The sequence below is a fragment of the Streptomyces sp. NPDC060000 genome, from assembly GCF_042737375.1.
GTDB lineage: Bacteria > Actinomycetota > Actinomycetes > Streptomycetales > Streptomycetaceae > Streptomyces.
The window spans coordinates 41,723-65,364 of the sequence record NZ_JBHWUU010000035.1 but is presented as its reverse complement, the minus strand read 5'-3'; the positions used below and the strand labels follow the sequence as shown (position 1 = coordinate 65,364).

Annotated in this window: 22 protein-coding genes; 5 read left to right on the top strand and 17 right to left on the bottom strand. The window is 70.9% G+C overall.

Going from position 1 to position 23,642, the window contains the following annotated elements; all coding sequences use genetic code 11:
- Positions 1–677 precede the first annotated feature (677 nt).
- Both ACFWBB_RS20010 and fdxA read right to left on the bottom strand, forming a co-directional pair.
- Entirely contained in the window at positions 678–1,775 is a 1,098-nt protein-coding gene (locus ACFWBB_RS20010; protein ID WP_385273852.1) for a bifunctional succinyldiaminopimelate transaminase/glutamate-prephenate aminotransferase, read from the bottom strand.
- A 116-nt stretch (positions 1,776–1,891) separates the two neighbouring features.
- Positions 1,892–2,212: a ferredoxin gene (gene fdxA, locus ACFWBB_RS20005; protein WP_003973842.1), complete on the bottom strand. Its 321-nt coding sequence runs from the start codon at positions 2,210–2,212 to the stop codon at positions 1,892–1,894.
- A 138-nt stretch (positions 2,213–2,350) separates the two neighbouring features.
- On the opposite strand from fdxA, the gene ACFWBB_RS20000 reads away from it, so the two are divergent.
- Positions 2,351–3,397, top strand: coding sequence for a GNAT family N-acetyltransferase (locus tag ACFWBB_RS20000; RefSeq protein ID WP_385273848.1), 1,047 nt, complete (start codon positions 2,351–2,353; stop codon positions 3,395–3,397).
- Entirely contained in the window at positions 3,394–4,260 is an 867-nt protein-coding gene (locus ACFWBB_RS19995; RefSeq protein WP_385273845.1) for a tetratricopeptide repeat protein, read from the top strand. The genes ACFWBB_RS20000 and ACFWBB_RS19995 overlap by 4 nt, the downstream gene beginning before the upstream one ends.
- 466 nt (positions 4,261–4,726) lie before the next feature.
- On the opposite strand, the gene ACFWBB_RS19990 is transcribed toward ACFWBB_RS19995, so the two are convergent.
- The 9 genes from ACFWBB_RS19990 to ACFWBB_RS19950 form a co-directional block, all read right to left on the bottom strand.
- The gene (locus ACFWBB_RS19990; protein WP_385273842.1) at positions 4,727–5,344 is read right to left on the bottom strand and encodes a response regulator; all 618 of its coding nucleotides are present in this window, start codon (positions 5,342–5,344) and stop codon (positions 4,727–4,729) included.
- Entirely contained in the window at positions 5,341–6,543 is a 1,203-nt protein-coding gene (locus tag ACFWBB_RS19985; RefSeq protein ID WP_385273889.1) for a sensor histidine kinase, read from the bottom strand. Before ACFWBB_RS19985 ends, ACFWBB_RS19990 begins: the two co-directional genes overlap by 4 nt.
- Before the next feature lie 5 nt (positions 6,544–6,548).
- A complete protein-coding gene (locus tag ACFWBB_RS19980; protein WP_385273838.1) occupies positions 6,549–7,289 on the bottom strand; it encodes an ABC transporter permease in 741 nt (246 codons plus the stop codon).
- Complete coding sequence (locus tag ACFWBB_RS19975) at positions 7,286–8,221, bottom strand: ABC transporter ATP-binding protein (protein WP_385273835.1); 936 nt, start codon at positions 8,219–8,221, stop codon at positions 7,286–7,288. The genes ACFWBB_RS19980 and ACFWBB_RS19975 overlap by 4 nt, the downstream gene beginning before the upstream one ends.
- A gap of 91 nt (positions 8,222–8,312) precedes the next feature.
- Complete coding sequence (locus tag ACFWBB_RS19970; protein WP_385273832.1) at positions 8,313–10,847, bottom strand: hypothetical protein; 2,535 nt, start codon at positions 10,845–10,847, stop codon at positions 8,313–8,315.
- A 153-nt stretch (positions 10,848–11,000) separates the two neighbouring features.
- Complete coding sequence (locus ACFWBB_RS19965; protein ID WP_385273829.1) at positions 11,001–11,411, bottom strand: DUF6113 family protein; 411 nt, start codon at positions 11,409–11,411, stop codon at positions 11,001–11,003.
- A complete protein-coding gene (gene mshB / locus ACFWBB_RS19960; RefSeq protein WP_385273826.1) occupies positions 11,411–12,286 on the bottom strand; it encodes an N-acetyl-1-D-myo-inositol-2-amino-2-deoxy-alpha-D-glucopyranoside deacetylase in 876 nt (291 codons plus the stop codon). The genes ACFWBB_RS19965 and mshB overlap by 1 nt, the downstream gene beginning before the upstream one ends.
- 151 nt (positions 12,287–12,437) lie before the next feature.
- A complete protein-coding gene (locus ACFWBB_RS19955; protein ID WP_385273823.1) occupies positions 12,438–13,322 on the bottom strand; it encodes a hypothetical protein in 885 nt (294 codons plus the stop codon).
- 24 nt (positions 13,323–13,346) lie between these two features.
- Positions 13,347–13,931 (bottom strand): ATP-binding protein, encoded by a 585-nt coding sequence (locus tag ACFWBB_RS19950; RefSeq protein ID WP_385273820.1) that lies wholly within the window; start codon positions 13,929–13,931, stop codon positions 13,347–13,349.
- Between the two features lie 112 nt (positions 13,932–14,043).
- Here ACFWBB_RS19950 and ACFWBB_RS19945 point away from each other — a divergent pair, with 112 nt between their 5' ends.
- Positions 14,044–14,922, top strand: coding sequence for a helix-turn-helix domain-containing protein (locus ACFWBB_RS19945; RefSeq protein ID WP_385273817.1), 879 nt, complete (start codon positions 14,044–14,046; stop codon positions 14,920–14,922).
- Complete coding sequence (locus tag ACFWBB_RS19940) at positions 14,919–15,131, top strand: DUF397 domain-containing protein (protein WP_385273814.1); 213 nt, start codon at positions 14,919–14,921, stop codon at positions 15,129–15,131. The genes ACFWBB_RS19945 and ACFWBB_RS19940 overlap by 4 nt, the downstream gene beginning before the upstream one ends.
- Before the next feature lie 105 nt (positions 15,132–15,236).
- On the opposite strand, the gene ACFWBB_RS19935 is transcribed toward ACFWBB_RS19940, so the two are convergent.
- Positions 15,237–15,431, bottom strand: a complete 195-nt coding sequence (locus ACFWBB_RS19935; protein ID WP_020127941.1) for a hypothetical protein — start codon at positions 15,429–15,431, stop codon at positions 15,237–15,239.
- Between the two features lie 181 nt (positions 15,432–15,612).
- Between ACFWBB_RS19935 and ACFWBB_RS19930 the strand changes: the two genes are divergently transcribed.
- Positions 15,613–17,739 (top strand): prolyl oligopeptidase family serine peptidase, encoded by a 2,127-nt coding sequence (locus tag ACFWBB_RS19930; protein ID WP_385273811.1) that lies wholly within the window; start codon positions 15,613–15,615, stop codon positions 17,737–17,739.
- A 144-nt stretch (positions 17,740–17,883) separates the two neighbouring features.
- Here ACFWBB_RS19930 and ACFWBB_RS19925 read toward each other — a convergent pair whose 3' ends face one another.
- The 5 genes from ACFWBB_RS19925 to ACFWBB_RS19905 are packed head-to-tail and all read right to left on the bottom strand — an operon-like array spanning position 17,884 to position 23,568.
- Positions 17,884–18,969: an ABC transporter ATP-binding protein gene (locus ACFWBB_RS19925; protein WP_385273808.1), complete on the bottom strand. Its 1,086-nt coding sequence runs from the start codon at positions 18,967–18,969 to the stop codon at positions 17,884–17,886.
- Positions 18,962–19,990 (bottom strand): ABC transporter ATP-binding protein, encoded by a 1,029-nt coding sequence (locus ACFWBB_RS19920; protein ID WP_385273805.1) that lies wholly within the window; start codon positions 19,988–19,990, stop codon positions 18,962–18,964. The genes ACFWBB_RS19925 and ACFWBB_RS19920 overlap by 8 nt, the downstream gene beginning before the upstream one ends.
- 7 nt (positions 19,991–19,997) lie before the next feature.
- A complete protein-coding gene (locus ACFWBB_RS19915) occupies positions 19,998–21,011 on the bottom strand; it encodes an ABC transporter permease (RefSeq protein WP_385273802.1) in 1,014 nt (337 codons plus the stop codon).
- On the bottom strand, positions 21,004–21,927 hold the full coding sequence (locus tag ACFWBB_RS19910; protein WP_385273799.1) for an ABC transporter permease: 924 nt from the start codon (positions 21,925–21,927) through the stop codon (positions 21,004–21,006). The genes ACFWBB_RS19915 and ACFWBB_RS19910 overlap by 8 nt, the downstream gene beginning before the upstream one ends.
- Positions 21,928–21,933: 6 nt before the next feature.
- Positions 21,934–23,568, bottom strand: a complete 1,635-nt coding sequence (locus tag ACFWBB_RS19905) for an ABC transporter substrate-binding protein (protein ID WP_385273796.1) — start codon at positions 23,566–23,568, stop codon at positions 21,934–21,936.
- Between the last annotated feature and the right edge of the window lie 74 nt (positions 23,569–23,642).

The following is a 23,642-nucleotide window of genomic DNA, read 5'->3' as shown; positions in this document are numbered from 1 at the left end:
CCAATCGACACAAGTTGTCGTTTCAACCCTGTATAGCGGGCGGGACGGGCAGTTCGAGGAGTCACTCCAGCCTGGCGCATATGTCATGACGGCTCACGCCTCACATACCTACTTTTGTCACGCGGTGAACGTGGCTGTTCGCCCCGGCGAGTACACCGAGGTGACGGTCGTGTGCGACACCGGCCTGCGCTAAGCAGCTCTGTCGGCTTGGCTTCGTGCCGGAAAGCGCAATCGCCTGCGGGGCCCACAGCTTCCACCAATGGCCAGCCGGTGGCGCGGTCGTAGTGGGTGAGGCGGATTTCGGGGACGTGAGGCTGGCCTTTTCGTTCAGACGCGGGGCGTCGTCCTGAACACCCCCTGGCGTACGCGACTCATCACCAACTTCTCCGGCTTCGCCGGCCGCCCGCCGACCCCCGCCGCATCGCGATCGGATGCTCAGGCTGACGTCACAGTGCTTGTGGCCTCACCGAAATCCTTGCCGCCGGGTCGAACTCAGGCACCTTCACCTCGTGTCGAGGAGTTGGAGTGATTACGCCGTAATCACTCCAACAGAAGGGCCCACTGCTCGTCTCCCCCGGGCCTATGGCTACTGGTGCCTGTTAGCCCAGGCGCATCAGCGGTGATCGGCCGGACGGGCCCTGTCGTCGCGGCGAGCAGGGCGGGTGGTGGGAGCCGTCCTAGCGGGCGAGCCTTGCGACGGCCGCCGCGATCCGCTCGTCCGTCGCCGTCAGGGCCACACGGACGAAGTTCTCGCCCGCCTCGCCGTAGAAGTCACCCGGGGCCACCAGGATGCCCCGGTCCGCCAGGTGGGCGACGGTGGCCCAGCAGGACTCGTCGCGGGTGGCCCAGAGGTAGAGGCCGGCCTCGCTGTGTTCGATGCGGAAGCCGTGGGCGAGCAGCGCCTCGCGCAGCGCGGTACGGCGGGCCGCGTAGCGTTCGCGCTGCTCACGGACGTGGGCGTCGTCACCGAGGGCCGCCACCGCCGCCGCCTGCGTGGTCGCCGACGTCATCATGCCGCCGTGCTTGCGGATCTCCAGGAGCGGGGCCAGGACGGCCGGGTCGCCCGCCAGGAAGGCCGCCCGGTAGCCCGCCAGGTTCGATCGCTTCGACAGCGAGTGGACCGAGACGATGCCCTCGTACGAGCCGCCGTTGACGTCCGGGTGCAGAACCGAGACCGGGTCGGCGTCCCAGCCGAGCTCCAGGTAGCACTCGTCGGAGAAGAGCAGGACGCCGTGCTCGCGGGCCCAGGCCACGATCCGGGTCAGCTCGCCCTTGGAGAGCACCCGGCCGGTGGGGTTGGACGGCGAGTTGAGCCAGAGGAGCTTCAGCCCTTCGGGGTCCAGGTCCGTCGGGTCGTCGTAGACCTCGTACGCGGCGCGGGCCAGTCGGGCGCCGACCTCGTAGGTCGGGTAGGCCAGGCGCGGGAAGGCGACCCGGTCGCCGGGGCCGAGGCCCAGCTGGGTGGGGAGCCAGGCCACCAGTTCCTTGGAGCCGACGATCGGCAGCACGTGCCGGTGGGTCACACCACGGGCGCCGAGCCGCCGCTCCACCCAGCCGGTGATCGCGTCGCGCAGCTCGGACGTGCCCCAGACCGTCGGGTAGCCGGGCGAGTCGGCCGCGCCGATCAGGGCCTTCTGGATCAGCTCGGGGACCGGGTCGACCGGGGTGCCTACGGACAGGTCGACGATGCCGTCCGGGTGGGCGACGGCCGTCGCCTTGTACGGCGCCAGCTTGTCCCAGGGGAAGGTGGGGAGACGGTCGGAGACTGCGGACACGGCTTCTGGCTCACTTTCTGTACGACGCGTCCCCCTACGGCAAACGCCTCGGCCCCGCACGGCGATCTGAGGCGATCAGGCCGTACGGGACCGAGGCGGCACGAAGCGGGCCGCTCTTACTGGTTCTGCGGCGGCAGCGCGGCGACGAAGGGGTGGTCGCGCTCGATCAGACCCAGCTTGCTTGCGCCACCGGGCGAGCCGAGCTCGTCGAAGAACTCGACGTTCGCCTTGTAGTAGTCCTTCCACTCCTCCGGAGTGTCGTCCTCGTAGAAGATCGCCTCGACCGGGCAGACCGGCTCACAGGCACCGCAGTCGACGCATTCGTCCGGGTGGATGTACAAGGACCGCTGGCCCTCGTAGATGCAGTCGACCGGGCACTCCTCGATGCACGCCTTGTCCTTGACGTCGACACAAGGCTGCGCGATGACGTAGGTCACGCTGTCGTTCCTCCTCGATAGGGCTGGCGGGCCTCCTGAGGCTCCGCCGCCTGGCGCGCTGGAGCGCGGCGTCGTCGATGCCCGCCTCTAGTATCTCCGTTCCTGGGCATGATCCGAACAGGAGGGGTGAACTGACCTGTGGAAATCTCGGCCGCCGGACGTCTCGAGGTTCGCCTCACCGCTGCTGACGTGGGTAAACGTGTCTCCGTGCGACGCTTGATCGACGGTGGAGCCCCTGGGGGGAAATTCACCGACACGGTCGGTGTTCTCACATCATGGGACGACGATGTGCTGGTGATCACACGGAAGGGCGGGGAGAGCGTCCGCGTTGACGCGTCCTCGCTGGTCGCCGGCAAGGTCGTACCGGCCGCCCCGGCCCGCCGCCGGGGCCCGGCCGCCGACTACGAGGAGCTCGCGCGGGTCGCCTCCCGTGCCTGGCGCCCCCTGGAGACCGCGCGGCTCGGCGGGTGGGAGCTGCGGGCCGCCCAAGGGTTCACCCGCCGGGCCAACTCGGTGCTGCCGCTCGGCGCGCCGGGCGTCCCGCTCGACGAGGCCCTGGACGTCGTACGGCGCTGGTACGGCGAGCGCGGGCTGCCCGCCTACGTACAGACCGCGACGGGGGCCGAGGGCACCCAGGAGCCGCTGTGCGCGGAGCTGGAGCGGCGCGGGTGGGTGCGTGAGGTCACCGCCGGGTTGTGGGTCGGGGCGCTGGCGCCTCTCGCCGACCGGGCGGAGGCTGAGCATGTGGTCCTGGCCCGGGAGGCCGACGAGGCGTGGCTGGCCCGGTATCGGCGCAAGGGGGTGAACGAGGTGGCCCTGAAGGTGCTGAACGGGGGGTCGCCCCGCTCGGGCGAAGCCGAGAGCGGGGGAGGTCCCTCGGTGTGGTTCGCGGCCGTGCCCGGGGTGTCCGGCGCGGCTCCCGCCGCCATCGGGCGGTGTGTCGTGGACGGGCGCTGGGCGGGGTTCGCGGCGGTCGAGGTCGATCCGGCGCAGCGGCGGCGGGGGCTGGCCACCGTCGTGATGGCCGCGCTCGCCCGGCGGGCGCTGGAGGAGGGGGCGTCGGCCGCCTGGCTGCAGGTGGAGGAGGACAACGCGGCGGCACGGGCGCTGTACGCGGGCCTGGGCTTCGCGGCGCATCACGCGTACCACCACTACCGGGAACCCGCGCCGGGGACTCTTTCGTGAGCGGGTTCGACGCCGGGGAGGCGCGGGGGCGGTTCTCCGAGGAGGCGCGGGCGCGGTTCGCCGAGCAGGCGCGGGCCGAGCGGCCCGATCTGGCGCTGCTGTGCCTGCTGATCGGCGCCGGGCCGGACCCGGAGGTGGACGAGGCCGCGCTGGACGCCGCGCAGATCGAGCTGGACCGGCTGGCGGGTCAGCTGCCGTACCGGCCCGGCGGGCCGCGGGAGTGGGCGGAGGCCTCGCGGGAGCTGCTCGGCGAGCGGTACGGGTTCCACGGCTCGGCCGCGGACTACGAGCGGCTGGAGTCGTCGCTGCTGCATCGGGTGCTGGTACGGCGGCGAGGTCTGCCGATCCTGCTGTCCGTGGTGTGGGTGGAGGTGGCGCGGCGGGCCGGGGCGCCGGTGTACGGCGTCGCGCTGCCCGGACACTTCGTGGTGGGCTTCGGACCGCCCGCGGACCTCGAACGGCAGGTGCTCGTCGATCCCTTCCACGGGGGCCGCATCCTGTCGGAGGGCGACGCCGATTCGCTGGTCACCGGAGCGACGGGAGCGCCGCTCGAACCGTCGATGCTGACTCCTGCGGAGCCGATGGACGTCGTGGTGCGGATCCTGAACAACCTGCGCTCGTGGGCCACGGCCCGCCCCGAGCGGTCGGATGTCGCCCTGTGGGCCGTGGAGCTGGGGCTGGCCGTGCCCTCGCATCCGGCTCGGCTGCGGTACGAGAAGGGCCAGTTGCTGGTCCAGCGCGGGGACTTCATCGGCGGGGCGGCCGAAATGGAGGAGTACGCGGGGTTGGTGGAGGTCGTGGACGTGGGAGCCGCCGAGCGGGTACGCAAGGAGGCGTTCGCCGCGCGCTCCCTGCTGAACTGAGCGCCGCGGGAACGCCGTCGGCGCACCACCCCGCGCCCACGGTCCCCTGGCGGCGTCAGCGCGGCTCCAGCGGCGAACGGGCCGACGGCGAACTCCCGCGGCTGGTAAACCCGCGCCCACTGACCCGTGGCGGCTCCACCACGGCTTCGGCGGCGAACCCCGTCGGCGGCGAACTCCCCGCGGCCTGCCGACCCGCGCCTGCTGCCTCCTGGCGCGTCAGCGCGGCTCCAGCGGCGAACCGCGGCGGCGGCGTAATCCCGTGGCCTGCCACCCCGCGCCCAGTTTCTCCTGCGGCTCCAGCGCGGCTCCAGCGGCGAACCGGCGGCGGCGAACCCCCTCTGGCCGGCCACCCCGCGCCCACGGTCCCCTGGCGGCGTCAGCGCGGCTCCAGCGGCGAACGGGCGGTGGTGGGCGTCGGCGATGTGGCGTTTTCGGGCGGGCGGGCCTCACAGGTCGGCCTTGGCGCTCACAGCCAGCCCTTCTCCCGCGCGGTGCGCACCGCCTCCGCGCGGTTGCGGACCGCCAGTTTCTGTATCGCCGTCGAGAGGTAGTTGCGGACCGTGCCCTGGGACAGGTGCAGGGCCTTCGCCAGTTCCGCGTTGGTCGAACCGTCGGCCGCCGCGCGCAGCACCTCACGCTCGCGGTCGGTGAGGGGGTTGGCGCCGCCCGCCAGGGCGGCCGCCGCGAGCGTCGGGTCGATGACCCGCTCGCCCGCCAGGACCTTGCGGACCGCCTCCGCGAGTTGGGCCGCGGGGGCGTCCTTGACGAGGAAGGCGTCGGCGCCGGCCTCCATGGCGCTGCGCAGATACCCGGGGCGGCCGAAGGTCGTGAGGACGACCAGCTTCAACCGCGGCAGCTCCTTGTGGAGTTGCGCCGCGGCCTCGATACCGGTCGCGCCCGGCATCTCGATGTCGAGGAGAGCCACGTCGATGTCGTGCGCGTGGGCGGCCGCGAGGACCTCGTCGCCGCGCGCCACCTGGGCGACCACCTCGATGTCGTCCTCGAGCCCGAGCAGGGCCGCCAGGGCCTCACGGACCATCGACTGGTCCTCGGCCAGCAGGACCTTGATCGTGCCACCACTCATGAGCTGGATCCTATGTCCGGCACCGGGCCGGCCGGGACCCGGGCGGTCAGCCGGAAGCCGCGCTTGACGCGGCCCGCCTCCAGGGTGCCGCCGACCTTCTCCAGACGCTCGGTGAGGCCGGTGAGACCGTTGCCGGGTCCCTTGCCGGAGCCGCCGGAGCCGTCGTCCTCGACGGAGAGTTCGAGGAGGGGGCCGTCCAGGGTCTGGCGTCGCACCAGGTCCACCGTGCAGCGGGTGCCGCCGCTGTGCCGTACGACGTTGGTGATCGCCTCGCGCAGGGTCCAGGCGAGGGCGGCCTCGCTCTCCTCGGGGACGTCGTCCAGGTCCGGTTCGGCGGGGATCGCGGCGATGATGCCGGCTGCCGTCAACGCGACCTGTGTGCCTGCCAGTTCGGCAGCCAGACGGGGGCGCCGGTAGCCGGTGACGGCCTCGCGGACGTCCACCAGGGCCTGGCGGCTGACCTGTTCGATGTCGGCGACCTGCTGGGCGGCCTTGTCGGGGTGGGCGGGGAGCATCCGGCCGGCCAGCTCGCTCTTGAGGGTGATCAGCGAGAGCGAGTGGCCCAGCAGGTCGTGCAGATCCCTGGCCAGGCGCAGCCGTTCCTCGTTGGCGGCGAGCTGGGCGACCGTGGCGCGGGCCTTGCGCAACTCCACCGTGGTGCGGACGAGTTGGCTCACTCCCGTCATCGCGAAGCCGATGAGCAGGACCAGGAGGAGAAGGTTCAGCGCGTCCCCCTCGTCGGTACGCAGGCCGACGAGGAGCAGCACCGCGGCCGTGCCCGGGATCGTCCAGAACGCCGTCCGCAGCGGAAGAACCATCCCGCAGGCCACGGAGACGTAGCAGTACAGACCGAGCCAGGCGGAGCCGAGGGTGAGGCCGAGGACGGTGGCGAGCACCGCCATGGAGCCGATCAGGGCGGCGACGAGCCTGTCGGGGTAGGGCGTGGCCCCCAAGTCGCGCAGGAGCAGCGACAGATAGAGGGTGACGAAGACCGCCAGTCCCAGCCAGCCGGCCACCGTGCCGCCGGTGGTGTGGCCGCCCGAGACGAGGTCGTGCACCGGCGAACTGAGGAACACCAGCCAGACGCCGATCCACAGCAGCTTGCGCCGCCACAGCTCGTGTGGGGTGCGGGCCGTCTGGCCCAGCGCGATCGGCGGTCCCCGCCGGGCCGCCTTCTCCGACAGCAGGTCGTCCGTCATGGCGCTCACGCCTTCAGCGTGTCCTTCCGGTACAGCCAGGCCGCGCCGCCCGTGAACAGGGCGAAGGAGACGGCCAGGATGACGATGTCCTTGGCATGCGGGGCCTGACTCTGTTCGATGGACTGCCCCAGGGCAGCGTACGCGTGCGTCGGCACCCACTTGGCTATGTCCTGCAGCCAGGCCGGGAAGGTCGTCGTGGGCATCCACAGGCCGCCGAGGATCGACAGGCCGAAGTAGGTGATCATCGTGATGGGGCGGACCGCGTCCCCGTTCGCGAGGTAGCCGATCGCCACGCCCAGGGCGGCGAAGACGAGACTGCCGGCCCAGATCGCGCCGGTGAGGGCGCACCACTGCCAGGCGTCCAGCCGTACGTGCTTCACGACCGCGGCGACGGCGAAGACGACGACGATGGAGGGCAGGCTGACCACGGCCGCACTCGCCGTCTTCGCCAGGACGTATCCGCGGCCCGGGAGCGTGGTCAGGCGCAACTGCCGTACCCAGCCGCTCTGGCGCTCCTTGGCGATGCGTTCACTGTTGCCCATCAGGACTGCGGTGAGCGCGCCGAAGGAGGCCATCGAGACCATCATGTAGGTCGGCAGGGTCAGGCCCGTGCCGTCGACCTTCTGCGTGGCGTCGGCGCTGCCCGCGATGAGCAGGAACAGGACCGACGGGTAGATCACCGAGAAGAACAGGAACTTGCGGTTGCGCAGGGCGCGGGTGAGTTCCAGTTTGATCAGGCCGTTCACTTCGACTTCGCCTCCTCGGCGGTGGTGAGGGCGACGAAGGCCTGCTCCAGGCCGAGCCCGGCGACCTCGAGGTTGCGGGGGTAGAGCCCGAGGCCGTACACCGCGTGGACGCTTGCGTCGGCGTCGGTGGACTGGATGCGGACGGTGCGGCCGGACCCCGCGGCGGAGCCGCTGTTGGACACGGTCAGGGTGGTGACGAACGGCAGGGCGCGCAGTGCGGCCTCGTCGAACTCGCCCTCCAGGTCGAAGGCGATCCTGCGCGCCCCCGCCTTCGCCTTGATCTCGGCCGCCGTGCCGTCGGCCAGCAGCCGGCCCCGGTGCAGGACCAGCACGCGGTCGGCGATCGCGTCGGCCTCTTCGAGGTAGTGGGTGGCGAACAGGACCGTGCGGCCCTGGTCGGCCTGCTCGCGCATGGTGGCCCAGAACGCCTGCCGGGTGGTGACGTCCATGCCGGTGGTCGGCTCGTCCAGGACGATCAGGTCGCTGTCGCCTGCGGTCGCGAGGGCGAACCGGACCCGCTGGGCCTGGCCGCCGGAGAGCTTGTCGACCTTGCGGTCGGCGATCTGGGCGATGCCCGCGCGGGCCAGTACCTCTGCGGCCCGGTACGGCCTCGGGTGCAGTCCGCAGGCCAGCGAGACCAGTTCGGCGACCGTGACCTCGTCCATCAGCCCGCCGCTCTGCAGCATCGCGCCGACCCGGCCGGCGACGATCGCCTCGCGCGGGCCGGTGCCGAAGACGCGGACCGTGCCGCTGTCCGGCTGCTTGAGGCCGAGGAGCAGGTCGAGAGTGGTCGACTTGCCCGCCCCGTTGGGCCCCAGCAGTGCCACGGTCTCCCCCGGGCGCAACGCGAGCGTCAGGCCGTCCACCGCCTGTACGTCCCCGAACCTCTTGCTCACCTGGTCGAACCCGACCACCGGTGCTGTCGTCGTCATGACAGTAATCGTCGCCCCGGGGACCGGGTGCGCGGCAGTGTCTGCCGTCCTCGGTGCCGCATGACAGATGTCATGCGGCACCGCTGTCGGATCAGCTCGGGTCGATGTCGATGACCCCGATGCGGTTCGTCCCGCTCTTCAGGGCCGGGCGCAGGGCGCCGATGACGTCCTGGACCGTGACGGCGGTCTTCTGACCGGTTCCGCGGGTGATCAGCACCCCGTTGAAGGTGCCGCCGTAGAGCTCCGTCAGCGCGGCCTGGTCGTAGCTCTCGACGAGCTTGCCGTTGACCGCCTTGACCTGGAGGAACTTCCACAGGGAGTTCTTCGGGCTGAAGGAGACCGCGTGCGCCGCGTCGGTCATGACGGTGGCCTTGCCGGACATCGCCGGTTCGGCGAACTCCTTCATCATCCGGTCGACCTCGGCATTGGAGATCGTCGGCTGCTTGTCCGTGGTCGGGACCGTCACGGCGGTGGCCGTGCCGGTCTCCACCTGGGTGCGGTAGCCCTCGACGACGGCGTCCTGGGCCTTAGCCGCGTCGATGCCCTTGCCGGCCTTGCCGTAGACGGCGACGGCCTTGCCGGACTCGAACTTGATCGTGCCTTCGGTGGCCGACCCGGAGCCGCCCGCGGCGGTCTCCAGGGCCGCCTGGAGCTTCTCCTCGTCGACCGGCATCGCGGGCTCGACCTCGCGGTGCTGCCCGAACAGCGCGCCGATCACGGAGACCGGGTTGTAGTCGCTCTTGGCGGCGTCGTCGACCGTGGCCTGCATGTCGAACTGGAGGCCCGCCTGGTCGGGCTTGAGGGTGACGGTGTCGCCGTCGACGGACAGCTTCAGCGGCTGGGTGACCCGCTTGCCGAAGGCGTCGTCGAGCTTCTTGACGGCGTCGTCGCTGGTGCCGCCGCCGACGTCGACGCCGAGCACGGTGGTGCCCTTGGGCACGTCGGAGTGGTTCATCAGCAGGCCGGCGCCGTAGACGCCGATCCCCGCGACGACCACCAGACCGCCCAGCAGGGGCAGCTTGCTGCGGCGCTTCTTCTTTTTCTTCTTGGAGTTCCGGGAGTCGCCCGCAGGCGAGCTCTGCGAGGCCGGCTCCGACCCCTTCGGCGGGGTGTGCGGCAGCGGTCCGTCGGTGCGTGTGCCGCCCTGGCCGCCGGGCACGACGGGGATGCCGCTGGTGACGGTGTGCCCGGAGACGTTGTCGACGGGACGGCCGCCGTAGCCGCCCGCGCCCGGCCCGGGGGCGGGCTTCTGCGGGGTGAGGATCGCGGTGTCGTCGCTCAGGCCACCGCCGGGGAGTCGACCGGTATGGGGGCCGGGGCCGGCGGCACGCGGACCGCCGGGACCCGCCGGACCACCCGGGCCGCCACGGCCGTTCGGGCCGCCGGGACCGGAAGGCACACCGGGCACACCGGGCCCGCCGGGAACGCCGGGCGCGCGAGTCGCACCGGGAGCACCCGGAGCGCCGGGGGGCCGCGTCACGCCGGGAGCACCGGCCACGCCGAGCGCGCCGCCGCCCACCGGGGGCACCATCGGGCCGTCGCCCGTGACCGGACCGCCGGTCGGGCCCGCGGGGCCGGGCTGCGGGCCACCCCGGCCGCCGGGACCACCGGGTCCGCCGGGTCCGTCCGGACCGTTGAAGTCGTAGGAGCCGCCGGGACCGGCCGGGAGGCCGCCCTGACCGCCCTGAACACCTTGACCGCCCTGACCCGGGCCGCCGTTCGGGCTGCTGTAGCCGTTCTGGCCGTCGGAGAAGTACGGCAGGTTGTCGCGGCTCGGCTCGGCACCGCCGGGGCCCTGCGCCGGTCCCTGCCCCAGCGCCGGTCCCTGGCCCTGCCCTGGCCCCTGGCCCTGGCCGGGACGCGGGCCGTTGCCGAGCGGGCCGACGGCGAGCGCCTCGGTCACGTCGAAGGAACCCGTGCCGCCACCGTGTCCCGGAGCCACGGGACCGCCGGTGGCGCCACCGGGGATCCCGGCGCCGTTGGTGCCGCCGGGGCGGGCACCCCCCGGCACGCTCATGGAGCCGACCACACCGCCGGGACGCCCGTTGCCCGGCCGCGCGCCACCAGACGCACCGGCACCCGGTCCCGCCGCGCCGGCGGGGGGAGCGGGGAGACCCGCGGGCGCGCCGGTCCCGGCGGCCGAACCGCCCGGCAGAGCAGCGCCGTTGGGGACGCCACCGCCCTGACCACCCTTGGCCGGACCCGACTTGCGTGGCGCGAACCAGTTGCTCGTCTTCTCCTCCGCGGCGGGCGCGGGTTCGCCGGGCAGTTCGAACGAGCCCGTCTCGGACGAGGAGGGGCCGGCGCCGGCCGCGGGGGCCGCGGGCTGCGCCTCGGCACCGGCACGGGGGCCGCCGTCGGGGGTGTCGCGGCCCGGCGCCTCGGTGTCGGCGACGGGTGTGCGCACCACGACCGGCGGAATGGGCCGCGAACCGGGGATGTTGATGCGGATCCGGGTCGTCAGCGTGGTCTCGGTCTTGCGTTCCTCCGGCTGCGCGGACGAACGGCCCGCGTCCGCGCCGCCGTCGGACACCACGGGGGTGCCGTACGGCGGCGTGCCCGAGGGGTACGCGGCTCCGCCGCGCCCGTTGGGCCCGGAGGACGGACTGTCAGTTTCACGGCTCAAGGCAGGTTCTCCAGGTTGGCTCCGCCGCCCGCACGGCCTCACGGGCAGCTCGGCGGCGCGCACCACCATACTGGCCACCTCTGGCCCGTATCCCACGACCACCGGGGAAACCCACACGGGACTCCCACCGGCACGCCACGGTGAAGTGGTACGTCACTTGCCAAGTCGGACGTGGTCGCCGACCGGTTGCCGCCCCAAACCAATGGTGGCGCAGATCACAGCAAGTGCCATGCCGCCGAGCAGGAAGAGATAGGAACCGCCTCCCGCGCCGAACAGGAAGTCGCCCTCGGGACGGCCCGCGGTGCACAGCACGACGGAGATCATCCAGCCGGCGGCGGGCGCGACGGCCCCGGCGCGGCTGCCGAGGGCCCGTGCCCCGCCGAGGAACAGTCCGGCGGCGCCCACGAGCGCGAGGAGCAGTCCGCCCGGGAACCAGCCCGCCTGGACGAGCGCCCCGGCGAGACCGGTGACCGCCCCGAGCAGCAGAAGCCCCACACAGGCGGCGATCCGTCCGGCGGGGGGCATCCGCAGCGGCTGGGCGAGCATCGAACCACGGTCGGACATCACGCCACCTCCGCCGCGTCGCCCGTGCCGGCGAACAGGTCGGCCTCCCTCTTCCCGAGGGGCTCTCCGCGGACGAGTTCGTAGTACTCGGTCGTGAACAGGGGCTGCGCGAGCTCGTTAGAGAGGGCGAAGTAGCGCTCACCGGGAGCGACTTCGACCTGGGTGGCGTGCGCGCGCATCGCGGCGGCCTTGGCGGCGGCGTACACGGGACCGCCGTCGATCTCGGCGGTGACGCAGCCGTCGTCCACCACACCCGGTACGTCGGTGACGACGGCGCTCCTGGCGAAGGGCAGCCCCGGGAGCTCCTCCCGGAGCCGTACGAAGGCGGCCCCGACGACGGAGCGCGGGACGCGGTTGACGTACACCTTCGGGATGCGCCACCCGGCGCCCTCGGCGAGCTCCGCCGCCCGCACGGCGACGCGGTGGGCCTGGATGTGGTCGGGGTGGCCGTAGCCGCCGTCCTCGTCGTAGGTGACGAGGACCTGGGGGCGCACCTCGAGGATGACCTGGACGAGGTGCGCGGCGGCCTCGTCGACGTCGGCCTGCCAGAAGCAGGCGGGGTCGTCGTTGTCGGGGAGGCCCATCATCCCGGAGTCGCCGTAGCGGCCGGCGCCGCCGAGCAGGCGGAAGTCGTCGACGCCGAGTTCGGCCATGGCGGCCGCGAGTTCCCGCCGCCGGTGCTCCCCGAGGGCGGAGCCGGTCAGGTGGCGCAGCTCCGGCGGGATGACCTCACCGCGTTCACCGAGGGTGCAGGTGACAAGGGTCACCCGGGCGCCCTCGGCCGCGTACCTGGCCATGGTCGCGCCGTTGTTGATCGACTCGTCGTCCGGGTGCGCGTGCACCAGCAGCAGACGCCGGGCGGGGAGTTCCGTCATGGGACCAGCCTACGAGGCGGCCCCCCGTCCCCGGTCGCCCGCCCGGCCGTGCGCCACTCAGGCGTTTTCGTCCGCGAAGACCTCCTCGGCGGACAGCACGGCGAAGGCGCGGGTCAGCCAGGTGCGCAGCGGGCCGGATCCATGGCCACGCCTACTCGTCTCCGAAGATCTCTGCGGCAGACGCGGCAGTGGCGGCGCGGACGAGCCATGCGTGGAGGATCTCGAGGTCTCCGCACTCCGCGATCCGCTGACGCGCGTCGGCAGGAACATCGATGCCGCGCTGTTCCAGGACGGTCAGTACGGCCGTGCCGTAGGTGGTGACGCTCCCCTCGTCGCGGCCTTCATCGCGGAGTTCCTCCGCGAGGTCTGACTTGTAGAAGGAAAGATCCACGGCCACCAGGTTCCTCCAGAGCTCCTTGGCCGGGCGGCTGCCCAGGCCTTGTGCGACGAGTTCGATGATGGGGTCGACGACGTCTTCGTGTTCGTTCCGCAGCGCGGTGGACAGGGCTTTCAGTATGTCACCAATGGCCGGATCGCCCGCGTGTGTGATGGCGGCGAGGGTGGCCAGTACGAGGTCCTCGTGGGCCTCGGCAGGGTCTGTGATCACCGGCATGTTGTGGGGACCTGCCACGAGGGGCCTGATGGTGAGCGTGGGCAGTTGGGGAGGCCCGCTGGCCACCGGCAGCTGGGCCCATGCGGCGGTGGCATGGTCCTGGACCACGACCAGGAGGGCGGTGGGCAGCCGGTACTTCGTCCACAGATACGCGGTGTAATACGCCCAGCTCGCGGGCTTGGCAAGATCCTTCTTACCCTGAGCCTCGATGGCGAGGAGGAAGGCGCCGTGTTCCGTGCTGTCGAGACGCAGGAGGGTGTCCACCCGCCGTTCGACCGGGCTGGTCTCGGTGAGGTCTGTGGGCAGGATCGTGACGCTGTCCGGGACGGGGAGGTCGCATCCGAGGGCTTTCGAGACGCGGCTGAAGAGCTTGGTGTCACGCTGAAAGATGCGATGCATCGCTTCGTGCGGTGAGCTGACCATGCGGTTCCTTTGCCTGCGGGGTCTTCAGAGGGTCGTGGCCGCCGACCGCTCACGGCAGTCGTGGCAGCGGGCGTCCGGCTCGGGTGACCGGAGGCCTCGGTCGCAGCCGTCGCAGTTCTGCACCGGGTGCCGGACAGCCGGCGGGGAGTCGCGGTCCGGAACCTCGCCCGGCGGGAGGACGACCTCGGCCCACACGGTCTTGCGCGGGCTCAGCTCCGGAGCCCAGCCCCAGCGGTCGGCGAGCGCCTCGACCAGGAGCAGTCCACGGCCGGACTCGGTGTCGCCCTCCGGGCCCGCTGGGCGCAGACAGGGCGGCCGGTCCCCCGACGTGTCGGTCACTTCGATGCGGAGCGTGCGCGCGATGACGTACAGCGTGAGCCGGAAGTCCCGGCCGGGCACGCGCCCATGGGTCACCGCGTTCGCCGCCAGTTCGGCGACGATCTGGCCGGCCGGGTCCACCGGCAGCCCCCAGGAGCGCAGTTGCTCTGACGTCAGCAGACGGGCGAGGCGCGCTCCGCGAGGCGTGGGAGACAACCGCACGCTGAAGTTGCGGAAGTGCTGGCCGGGTTGGGTCCCGGCGGAGACGGATTCCTGGATCACGTCACTCACAGTGGCCACTCCCGCTTACCGTGAACAGTGATGGAGCGGTTGCGTACGGTGACTGTCCGGGCGTTGTCCGGTCGTGTCCGAACTGTCGGTCCGGGTGACGGAGGGGTGCGGAGTGACGCAGGTGAACGGCGAGGCGGTCCAGCTCAAGGAGGAGGCGGACGAACCGGGTTGGGAGGTCGATCCGGACGACGAGTGGGGCACCGCCGTCGTGGAGACGGTGGGTCGGCAGTTGAAGCTGCGGCGAGAGGCCGTGGGGATGCGGGCGGCCGACTTCGGGCTGGCGGTCGGGTACGGCGAGGACCTCGTCTACAAGATCGAGAGTGGGAAGCGGATCCCTCGTCCCGAGTACCTGGACAAGGCCGACAAGGTGTTGGGGGCGGGTGGGCTGCTCTCGGCAATGAAGGAGGACGTGAAGAAGGTCCGGTACCCGAAGAACGTCCGACATCTGGCGGCGATGGAAGCGAAGGCGGTCGAGATCGGGGTGTACGAGTGCAACAACATCCACGGGCTGTTGCAGACCCCCGAGCATGCCCACGCCCTGCTGGAATCGTGGCAGCCCGCCTACACGCAGGAAGACGTGGAACGGCTGGTGGCGGCACGCATGGCACGTCGATCCGTCTTCGAGCGGTCACCCGCGCCCGCCCTGGGCTTCGTCCTGGAAGAGTCGACCCTGCGCCGCAAGGTTGGGGGCACAATGGTGAGGCGACAGCAGTTCGAACGCCTGCTGGAGGTCGGGCGGTTGAACAATGTGACGCTTCAGGTGATGCCGATGGACAGCGGGGCTCACCCTGGCCTCAGCGGCAGGATCGAGTTGCTGAAGTTCGAGGACGGCACAGGCGTAGGCCGTTCCGACGGGGCGTTCAACGGCCGCCCGACGCCCGATCTGAGGCAGCTCCGCATCCTTGAGCTGCGGTACGGCACCATCCGGGCGCAGGCTCTCCGGCCAGGGGAGTCTCTGACCCTCATCGAGAAACTGCTGGGAGAGACATGATCCGCAAGCACTCTGCCGGGGACTCATCCGAACTGGCTTGGTTCAAGAGCAGCTACAGCAGCGGGCCCGACGGCGACTCCTGCGTAGAGATCGCTCCCACCCCCGCCACCATCCACGTCCGCGACTCCAAGCACGCCGACAGCGGCCCCCGCCTCGCGCTCTCGCCCAAGGCCTGGGCCGACTTCGTGCCGTACGCGTCCGAAGCCTGAAACTCCCCGGATCCACAGAGCTTACGGAGCCGGATGCGGGGCAGGCGCGGTACGAGGCGGCCGGCTCCGGTCGGTCGCCCGCCGGAGCCCACGCGTCGGCACGCGTCAGAACTTGATGCTGCCGATCATGCTCGCCACGCTCGTCGTCAGGTCGCTGATCGTCGGCGCGATCGTCGAGGACGCGAGGTAGAAGCCGAGCAGGATGCAGACGACCGCGTGACCGCCTTTCAGCCCCGACTTCTTGACCAGCAAGAAGACGATGATCGCCAGCAGCACCACCGCCGAAATCGAGAGTGCCACGGCGGTTCACCTCCAAGGACCCGGGAACGTGGGGGCAAAAGCAGAACAAGGGAACTTGTAAATCCATACCTCAGCCAGCAGGTTCATACCCACACAGCGCTAGTGATCATAACTATGTGTGGGCGCGCATCTCGCGGCGCACAGCCGCACAAGGGGGTCGCATGGCCAATATGGTCGGGGGATGACGACCGACTCCGGCTCCTTCCCCCGCAGGCACGCCCGCACCCAGCGTTTCACCCTCGGCGCGCCGCGTTCGTTCACGGTGGCCCCCGACGGCTCCCGGGTCGTGTTCCTGCGTTCCGCTTCCGGCACGGACCGCACGGGCGCGCTGTGGGTCCTCGATCCGGCGGACGGTACGGAGCGTCCGGCCGCCGACCCGCGGACCCTTCTCGGCGGCACCTCGGAGGACCTCTCGCCCGAGGAGCGCGCACGCCGTGAGCGCAGTCGTGAGGGCGGCGCCGGGATCGTCGGCTACGCCACCGACGCGGCCGTCGAGCTGGCGTCTTTCGCCTTGTCAGGACGGCTTTTCACGGCGGAGCTGCGGGCCGGGACGGCGACCGCACTCGCGGTCCCCGGGCCGGTGATCGACCCCCGGCCGTCCCCGGACGGACGGCTCGTCGCCTACGTCACCGGGGGCGCTCTGCGGGTGGTGGGGGCCGAGGGCGAGGGCGACCGGGCGGTGGCGGAACCGGAATCGGACACGGTTTCCTATGGATTGGCCGAGTTCATCGCGGCCGAGGAGATGGGCCGTTCGCGCGGGTTCTGGTGGTCTCCGGAATCGGATCGGCTGCTGGTCACACGCGTGGACGACACGCCGGTGGAGCGGTGGTGGATCTCCGATCCGGCCCAGCCGAAACGTGAGCCACGACACGTGCCCTATCCAGCTGCCGGGACGGCCAACGCGGATGTGCGGCTGTTCGTGTTCGGGCTCGACGGAGTGCGCACCGAGGTCGCCTGGGACCGGGCGCGCTACCCGTATCTGGCGCGAGTGCACTGGTCAGGGGCGGGAGCGCCGCTGCTGCTCGTACAGGCGCGCGACCAGCGCAGTCAGCTGTTCCTGGCGGTGGACACCGACTCCGGGGCGACCCGGATGGTGCACGCCGACGAAGATCGGATTTGGCTGGATCTTTTCCCCGGCGTGCCGTGCTGGAGTCCGTCGGGGCAGCTGGTCAGGATCGCCGACGAGGGCGGCGCCCGGGTCCTGGCGGTCGGTGAACGTCCGCTGACGGGCGCCCAGTTGCATGTGCGGGCGGTGCTGGACGTGACGGCCGACGACGTCCTGGTGGCCGCCTCGGCCGGGGCGGACGCGGCCGCGCCGGAAACCGGTGAGGTGCATGTCTACCGGGTCAACGAACTCGGTCTCGAGCGCATCTCGCAGGAACCCGGGGTGCACTCGGCGGTGCGCGCGGGCGACGTGACCGTCCTGGTGTCGGCGGTACCGGACCGGCCGGGCAGCGTGGCGCGGGTGCTGCGGGACGGGAAGCCCGCGGCGACTGTCCGTTCTTTTGCGGAAGATCCCGGTCTGTCACCCCGCGTACTCCTCACCGAGGGGGGCGCACGACGTATCCCGTGCGCCGTGCTTATGCCAACGGACTACGTCGGTGACACCCCCCTGCCCGTTCTCATGGATCCCTACGGCGGTCCGCACGGACAGCGGGTGCTGGCAGCGCACAACGCGCATCTGACCTCACAGTGGTTCGCCGACCAGGGGTTCGCGGTGATCGTCGCCGACGGGCGGGGCACGCCGGGCCGCTCACCCGCCTGGGAGAAGGCGATCAAGGACGAGGTGGCCGCGATCACCCTGGAGGACCAGGTGGACGCCCTGCACGCGCTCGCCGAACGCTTCCCGCTCGACCTGACCCGGGTGGCCATCCGCGGCTGGTCGTTCGGCGGCTACCTGGCCGGGCTCGCGGCGCTGCGCCGCCCCGACGTCTTCCACGCGGCGGTGGTCGGCGCCCCGGTCACGGATCTGCGTCTGTACGACACGCACTACCAGGAGCGCTATCTCGGCCACCCCGGGGAACAGCCGGAGGTCTACCGGCGCAACTCGCTGATCGACGACGAGGGCCTGGTGGACGCGGCCGAGCCGGCCCGCCCCATGCTGATCGTCCACGGCCTCGCGGACGACAACGTGGTGGTCGCCCACTCGCTGCGGCTGTCCTCGGCCCTGCTCGCCGCCGGCCGGCCGCACGAGGTGCTGCCCCTGTCCGGCGTGACCCACATGACCCCGCAGGAACAGGTCGCGGAGAACCTGCTCCTGCTCCAGCTGGACTTCCTCCGCCGCGCCCTGGGCCTCGGCCAGGCATAGAAAAACGGGCCGGGAGACATGGCGCTCCCGGCCCGTTTACGGCACCCGCACGGCCGTACGCTGTTCACCCTGACGCGTCCGTATATCGGAATCGGGTCGGTCAAGTTGCCTGTGTGTTAACGCGGTTGCTGCGCAAATACGACGCTATGCACCGCCGTCGACATGATCACCCGATGGTTCCTCCGGCGGGACCACCTGCTTCTCCTCCGCGAAGTGACACGCCGAGTCGTGTGCCGCCGGGCCGCTCGCGTGCCGGAACTCCGCCGGGACCGCCAGCACCGGCACCTCCAGCGCGCACCGCTCCCGCGCCTTCCAGCAGCGGGTGCGGAAGCGGCAGCCGGAGGGGATGTTCGTCGGGGACGGGACGTCACCCGCCAGGATGATCCGCTCCCGGTGCTCCCGCGCCTCCGGGTCCGGTACGGGGACCGCGGACAACAGGGCCTGGGTGTAGGGGTGCGTCGGATGCTCGTAGATCTCGGCGTCGCGGCCGATCTCCACGATCCGGCCGAGGTACATCACCCCCACCCGGTCCGAGATGTGGCGGACGATCGAGAGGTCGTGGGCGATGAAGAGGTAGGAGAGGTCGAACTCGCTCTGCAGCCGGTCGAGCAGGTTGATCACCTGCGCCTGGACCGACACGTCCAGCGCGGACACCGGTTCGTCGGCGACGATCACCTCCGGGCGCAGGGCGAGACCCCGCGCGATGCCGATGCGCTGCCGCTGACCGCCGGAGAACTGGTGCGGGTAGCGGTTGATGTACTCGGGGTTGAGCCCGACGACGTCCAGCAGGTCCTGGACCTTTCTGCGCCGGTCCCCCTTGGGCGCCACCTCGGGGTGGATCTCGTACGGCTCCCCGATGATGTCGCCGACCGTCATGCGCGGGTTGAGCGAGGTGTACGGGTCCTGGAAGACCATCTGGATGTTGCGCCGGACCGCCCGCATGGCCTTCCCCGACAGGCCGGTGATGTCCTCGCCCCGGTAGCGGATCTCACCCGCCGTCGGCTTCTCCAGGTTGACGAGCATCTTGGCGACCGTGGACTTGCCGCAGCCGGACTCGCCGACGATGCCCAGGGTCTCGCCGCGGTGGAGGGTGAAGTCGACGCCGTCGACGGCCTTCACCGCGCCGACCTGCTTCCTGAAGAGGATGCCCTGGGTGAGCGGGTAGTGCTTGACCAGCCCGTTCACCTCGAGGATCGGCTCGGCGGACGCGGCCGTCGCGGAACTAGCCATGCAGGCACTCCCTCCAGAAGTGGCACGCGCTCGTGCGGTCGGCGTGGGACTCGTCGACCGCACCGGCCGCACCGACCGCGTCGCCCCCGTCGACCCCGTCCACCGCGTACAGCGGGGGTACGTCCGTACGGCACACGTCCTGGGCCATCGGGCAGCGCGGGTTGAAGGCACAGCCGGGCGGGATGTTCATGAGGTTGGGCGGCAGGCCCTTGATGGCGTAGAGCTCCCGGCCCTTGTGGTCCAGGCGCGGGATGGAGTCGAGCAGGCCGCGGGTGTAGGGGTGGGCCGGGGCCTTGTAGATGTCGTGGACCGGGGCCGACTCGACGATCCGGCCCGCGTACATGACCGCGATCCGGTCGGCCACGTCCGCGACCACGCCCAGGTCGTGGGTGATGAGGATCAGGCCCATGCGGTACTCGCGCTGGAGCTCCGCGAGCAGGTCCATGACCTGGGCCTGGACGGTGACGTCGAGGGCGGTGGTGGGCTCGTCGGCGATGATGAGCGCCGGTTCCAGGGCCATCGCCATCGCGATCATGATGCGCTGGCGCATACCGCCGGAGAACTGGTGCGGGTAGTCCCTGACCCGTTCCCGGGCGCCGGGGATACGGACCCGGTCCATCAGCTCCACGGCCTTGTCCCGCGCCTCCTTCCTCGACATCCCGCGGTGCACGACGAACATCTCGCCGAGCTGGTCGCCGACCGGCAGCACGGGGTTCAGGGAGGACAGGGCGTCCTGGAAGATCATCGCCATCTCGGCGCCACGGACCTTCCTGCGCTCCTCCTCCTTGAGCCGCAGCAGGTCCTGGCCCCGGAAGAGGATCTCGCCGCCGGTGATCCGGCCGGGCGGCATGTCGAGGATGCCCATGATCGCCTGGGCGGTGACGGACTTGCCGGAGCCGGACTCACCGAGCACGGCGAGGGTCTCGCCCGCGTCCACGCCGTAGCTGACGCCGTTGACGGCTCTGGCGATTCCGTCCCGGGTGCGGAACTCCACGTGCAGGTCGCGTACTTCGAGCAGCATCCGGCCGTCACCTCAGCTTCGGGTCGAGGGCGTCGCGCACCGCGTCGCCGAGCATGATGAACGCCAGGACGGTGAGGGCCAGGGCGCCCGAGGGCCACAGCAGGGCGTGCGGGGCGTTGCGGATGTAGGGCGAGGCGGCGGAGATGTCGATGCCCCAGGAGACGGTCGGCGGCTTCAGTCCGACGCCGAGGTAGGACAGGGTCGCCTCCAGCGCGATGAAGGTGCCGAGCGCGATGGTCGCCACGACGATCACCGGGGCGACCGCGTTGGGCGCGATGTGCCGCAGCAGCAGCCGGGAGTGGGAGGCGCCCAGGGCGCGGGCCGCCTGGACGTAGTCGTTGTGTTTGGCGGTGATCACCGAGCCGCGGGCGATCCGGGAGATCTGCGGCCAGCCGAGCAGCACCATGAACCCGATGACGGGCCAGACCGTGTTGCTGGTCACCACGGAGAGGAGGACCAGGCCGCCGAGGACGACCGGGATGGCGAAGAAGATGTCGGTGATCCGGGACAGGACCGAGTCCCCCGCCCCGCCGAAGAACCCGGCGAGACCGCCGAGCACGCTGCCGAGCAGGGCGACGCCGAGCGTGGCCAGGACGCCGACCGTGACGGACGTACGGGCGCCGTAGACCACGCGCGTGTAGACGTCGCAGCCCTGGCCGTCGAAGCCGAAGGGGTGGCCCGGCTGGGAGCCTTCCTGGGCCTTGGAAAGGGTGCACTTGAGGGGGCTCATCCAGGTGATGGAGCCGGGCCACAGGGAGATGACGACCAGGAAGAGGATGACCAGGCCGGCGATGATGAAGACCGGGTTGCGGCGCAGGTCCCGCCAGGCGTCGGACCAGAGGGAGCGGGCCTTCTCGGTCGGCCCGGTGCCCTGCGTCCCGTCCGACGGCTTCTCCAGGGTCTCCCCCTCCGCCGTGGCCAGGTCCATCGCCCCGCCCATGCCGGTGTCGGCGATGGCGCCGTCCTCCGGGGTGCGGCCCGCGCCCGGCAGACGGTGCTCCGGTGGCGTCGGCTCAGGCATAGCGGATCCTCGGGTCGAGTACGGCGTAGAGGAGGTCGACGAGCAGGTTGGCCACCAGGAAGACCAGCACGAGGACGGTCACGAAGCCGACGACGGTCTGGGTGTTCTGGCGGAGGATCCCCTGGTAGAGCTGGAAGCCGACGCCGTGGATGTTGAAGATGCGCTCGGTGACGATCGCGCCGCCCATCAGCGCGCCGATGTCGGTGCCGATGAACGTGACCACGGGGATGAGGGAGTTGCGCAGCAGGTGCCGGGTGACGACCCGGCGGCGGGGCAGCCCCTTGGCGACGGCCGTCCTGACGTAGTCGGACCGCCGGTTCTCCGCGATGGAGGTACGGGTCAGCCGGGTGACGTACGCCAGCGAGACGGAGGCGAGCACCAGGCCCGGCACGATCAGTTCGCCGAAGGTGGCCTCCGAGGAGACCGACGGCTTGATCCAGCCCCATTCGACGCCGAGCAGGAGCTGGAGCAGCAGGCCGGTGACGAAGGTGGGGACGGAGATCACCACGAGGGTGAGGAGCAGGACCCCGGTGTCGACGGGCCGGCCCCGGCGCAGACCCGTCACGACGCCGAGGGTGATGCCGATGACGATCTCGAAGACGATCGCGACGATCGTCAGCCGGATGGTGACCGGGAACGCCGTCGCCATCAGCTCGGTGACCGGCTGGCCGTTGAACGCCGTACCGAAGTCTCCGGTGAAGACGTTCGCCATGTAGGTCAGGTACTGCTGCCAGACCGGCTTGTCGAGGCCGAACTCCTTCTTGAGCTGTGCGGCGGTGGCCGGGTCGCACTGCCGGTCACCGCAGAGACCCGCGATGGGGTCGCCCATCACGTTCACCATCAGGAAGATCAGCAGCGTGGCGCCGATGAACACCGGGATCATCTGCAGCAGACGACGGATCACATACCGGCCCATGGCGGGTCAGCTGACCTTGATCTCGTTGTAGACCGGGACGGAGAACGGATTGAGCTTGACGTTCGAGAGCCGCTCCGAGTAGCCGGCGCTGCCGTTCTGGTACCAGAGCGGGATGGCGGCCATGTTGTCGCGGACGACCCCCTCGGCCTGCTGGAAGATCTGCACGGCCTTGGCGGTGTCGGTCTCGGCGTTGGCCTGGTCGACGAGCTTGTCGAACTCCTTGTTCGACCACTTGCCGTCGTTGGAGGAGGCGTTGGTGTAGTACAGCGGCTGGAGGAAGTTCTGGATGAGGGGGTAGTCCATCTGCCACCCCGCCCGGAACGGGCCGCTCATCTTCCGGTCACCGATCTGGGTGCGGAAGTCCGCGAACGTGCCGACCGGGTTGCCGACGCAGGCCTTGTCGTTGCCGAGGGCGTTGTTGATCGAGTTGCAGACCGCGTCGACCCACTGTTTGTGCGATCCGGTGTCCGCGTTGTATGTGATCCTGACCTGGCCGCCGGGCAGGCCGCCGCCCTCCTTGATGAGCTTCTTCGCGGCGGCGGGGTCGTAGTCGCAGGCGTCCCCGCACAGGCCTTCCTTGAAGCCGCCCTCCTTGCCGAGCACCGGGGAGGTCCAGTCGGTGGCGGGGGTGCGGGTCTTCTGGAAGATGGTCTCGGTGATCTGCTTGCGGTCGATCGCCCGGGAGAGGCCGGTACGCACCTTGTCCGAGCCGGTGGTGTTCCACTTCTTGTCGTAGAAGGGGAAGGCCAGGGTCTGGAGGATGCCGGCGGGGGTGTTCAGGTAGCGGTCGCCGAGGTCGCTCTTGACGTTCTTGAGCTGGGCCGCGGGCACGTCGTCGACGAGGTCGAGGTTGCCGGCCAGCAGGTCGGTGTAGGCGGTGTTGCTGTCGGTGTAGACCTTCAGGGTCACGCCACCGTTCTGCGCCTTGTCGTCGCCGGGGTAGCCGTCCCACTTCTTCAGGGCCATCTGGGAGCCCTTGGTGTAGGAGTCGATCGTGTACGGCCCGTTTCCGATCGGTTTCTTCAGCCAGCCCGCGTGATCGGTGAAGAAGGCCTGGGGCAGCGGCGCGTAGGCGGGGTAGCCCAGGGTGTCGGGGAAGGTGGAGAACTTCTGCCTGAGCTTGACGGTGAAGGTCTTGTCGTCGACGACCTTGAGCCCGGCCAGGGCGCCGGCGGTCTGCTTGCCGCCCTCGCCGGGGTGCACCGCGGGGTAGCCGTCGATGTACTCGAAGAAGTACGCGTTCTTCTGGTTGTTCTTCAGACTCGCCCCGTAGTTCCAGGCGTCGACGAAGGATTTCGACGTCACTTTCTCGCCATTGCTGAACGTCCAGCCGTCCTTGACGGTGATGGTGAAGTTCTGCGAGTCCGTGGTGTCGATCTTCTCGGCCAGCATGTCCTCGGCCGCGCCCGTCTGCGGGTTGTACTTCTTCAGGCTCCGGAAGATCATGTCGAGGACCTTGCCGCCCTGCACCTCGTTGGTGTTGGCGGGCTCCAGCGGGTTCTGCGGGTCGCCCCAGGAGGAACTGAGCACCGCGCCGCCGTCGCCGCTGCCGCCGCCGCTCCCCCCGCCCCCGCACGCCGTCGCCGCGAGTGCTGCCGCCGCCGCGCATGCGGCCCACTTGGCGTGCGTGGCTCCACGCATGGATGCCTCCTCATTGACTTCGCTTTACCTGAGCGCCGGTCAGCACCGAAGCGCTGAACCAGTACCGGTAAATA

Bases quoted from the DNA above. Each gene is read 5' to 3' on its own strand.
- ACFWBB_RS19990 (WP_385273842.1), bottom strand. From the start codon at position 5,344: ATGAGTGGTGGCACGATCAAGGTCCTGCTGGCCGAGGACCAGTCGATG.
- ACFWBB_RS19985 (WP_385273889.1), bottom strand. From the start codon at position 6,543: ATGACGGACGACCTGCTGTCGGAGAAGGCGGCCCGGCGGGGACCGCCG.
- ACFWBB_RS19975 (WP_385273835.1), bottom strand. From the start codon at position 8,221: ATGACGACGACAGCACCGGTGGTCGGGTTCGACCAGGTGAGCAAGAGG.
- ACFWBB_RS19965 (WP_385273829.1), bottom strand. From the start codon at position 11,411: ATGTCCGACCGTGGTTCGATGCTCGCCCAGCCGCTGCGGATGCCCCCC.
- mshB (WP_385273826.1), bottom strand. From the start codon at position 12,286: ATGACGGAACTCCCCGCCCGGCGTCTGCTGCTGGTGCACGCGCACCCG.
- ACFWBB_RS19955 (WP_385273823.1), bottom strand. From the start codon at position 13,322: ATGGTCAGCTCACCGCACGAAGCGATGCATCGCATCTTTCAGCGTGAC.
- ACFWBB_RS19940 (WP_385273814.1), top strand. From the start codon at position 14,919: ATGATCCGCAAGCACTCTGCCGGGGACTCATCCGAACTGGCTTGGTTC.
- ACFWBB_RS19930 (WP_385273811.1), top strand. From the start codon at position 15,613: ATGACGACCGACTCCGGCTCCTTCCCCCGCAGGCACGCCCGCACCCAG.
- ACFWBB_RS19925 (WP_385273808.1), bottom strand. From the start codon at position 18,969: ATGGCTAGTTCCGCGACGGCCGCGTCCGCCGAGCCGATCCTCGAGGTG.
- ACFWBB_RS19920 (WP_385273805.1), bottom strand. From the start codon at position 19,990: ATGCTGCTCGAAGTACGCGACCTGCACGTGGAGTTCCGCACCCGGGAC.
- ACFWBB_RS19915 (WP_385273802.1), bottom strand. From the start codon at position 21,011: ATGCCTGAGCCGACGCCACCGGAGCACCGTCTGCCGGGCGCGGGCCGC.
- ACFWBB_RS19910 (WP_385273799.1), bottom strand. From the start codon at position 21,927: ATGGGCCGGTATGTGATCCGTCGTCTGCTGCAGATGATCCCGGTGTTC.
- ACFWBB_RS19905 (WP_385273796.1), bottom strand. From the start codon at position 23,568: ATGCGTGGAGCCACGCACGCCAAGTGGGCCGCATGCGCGGCGGCGGCA.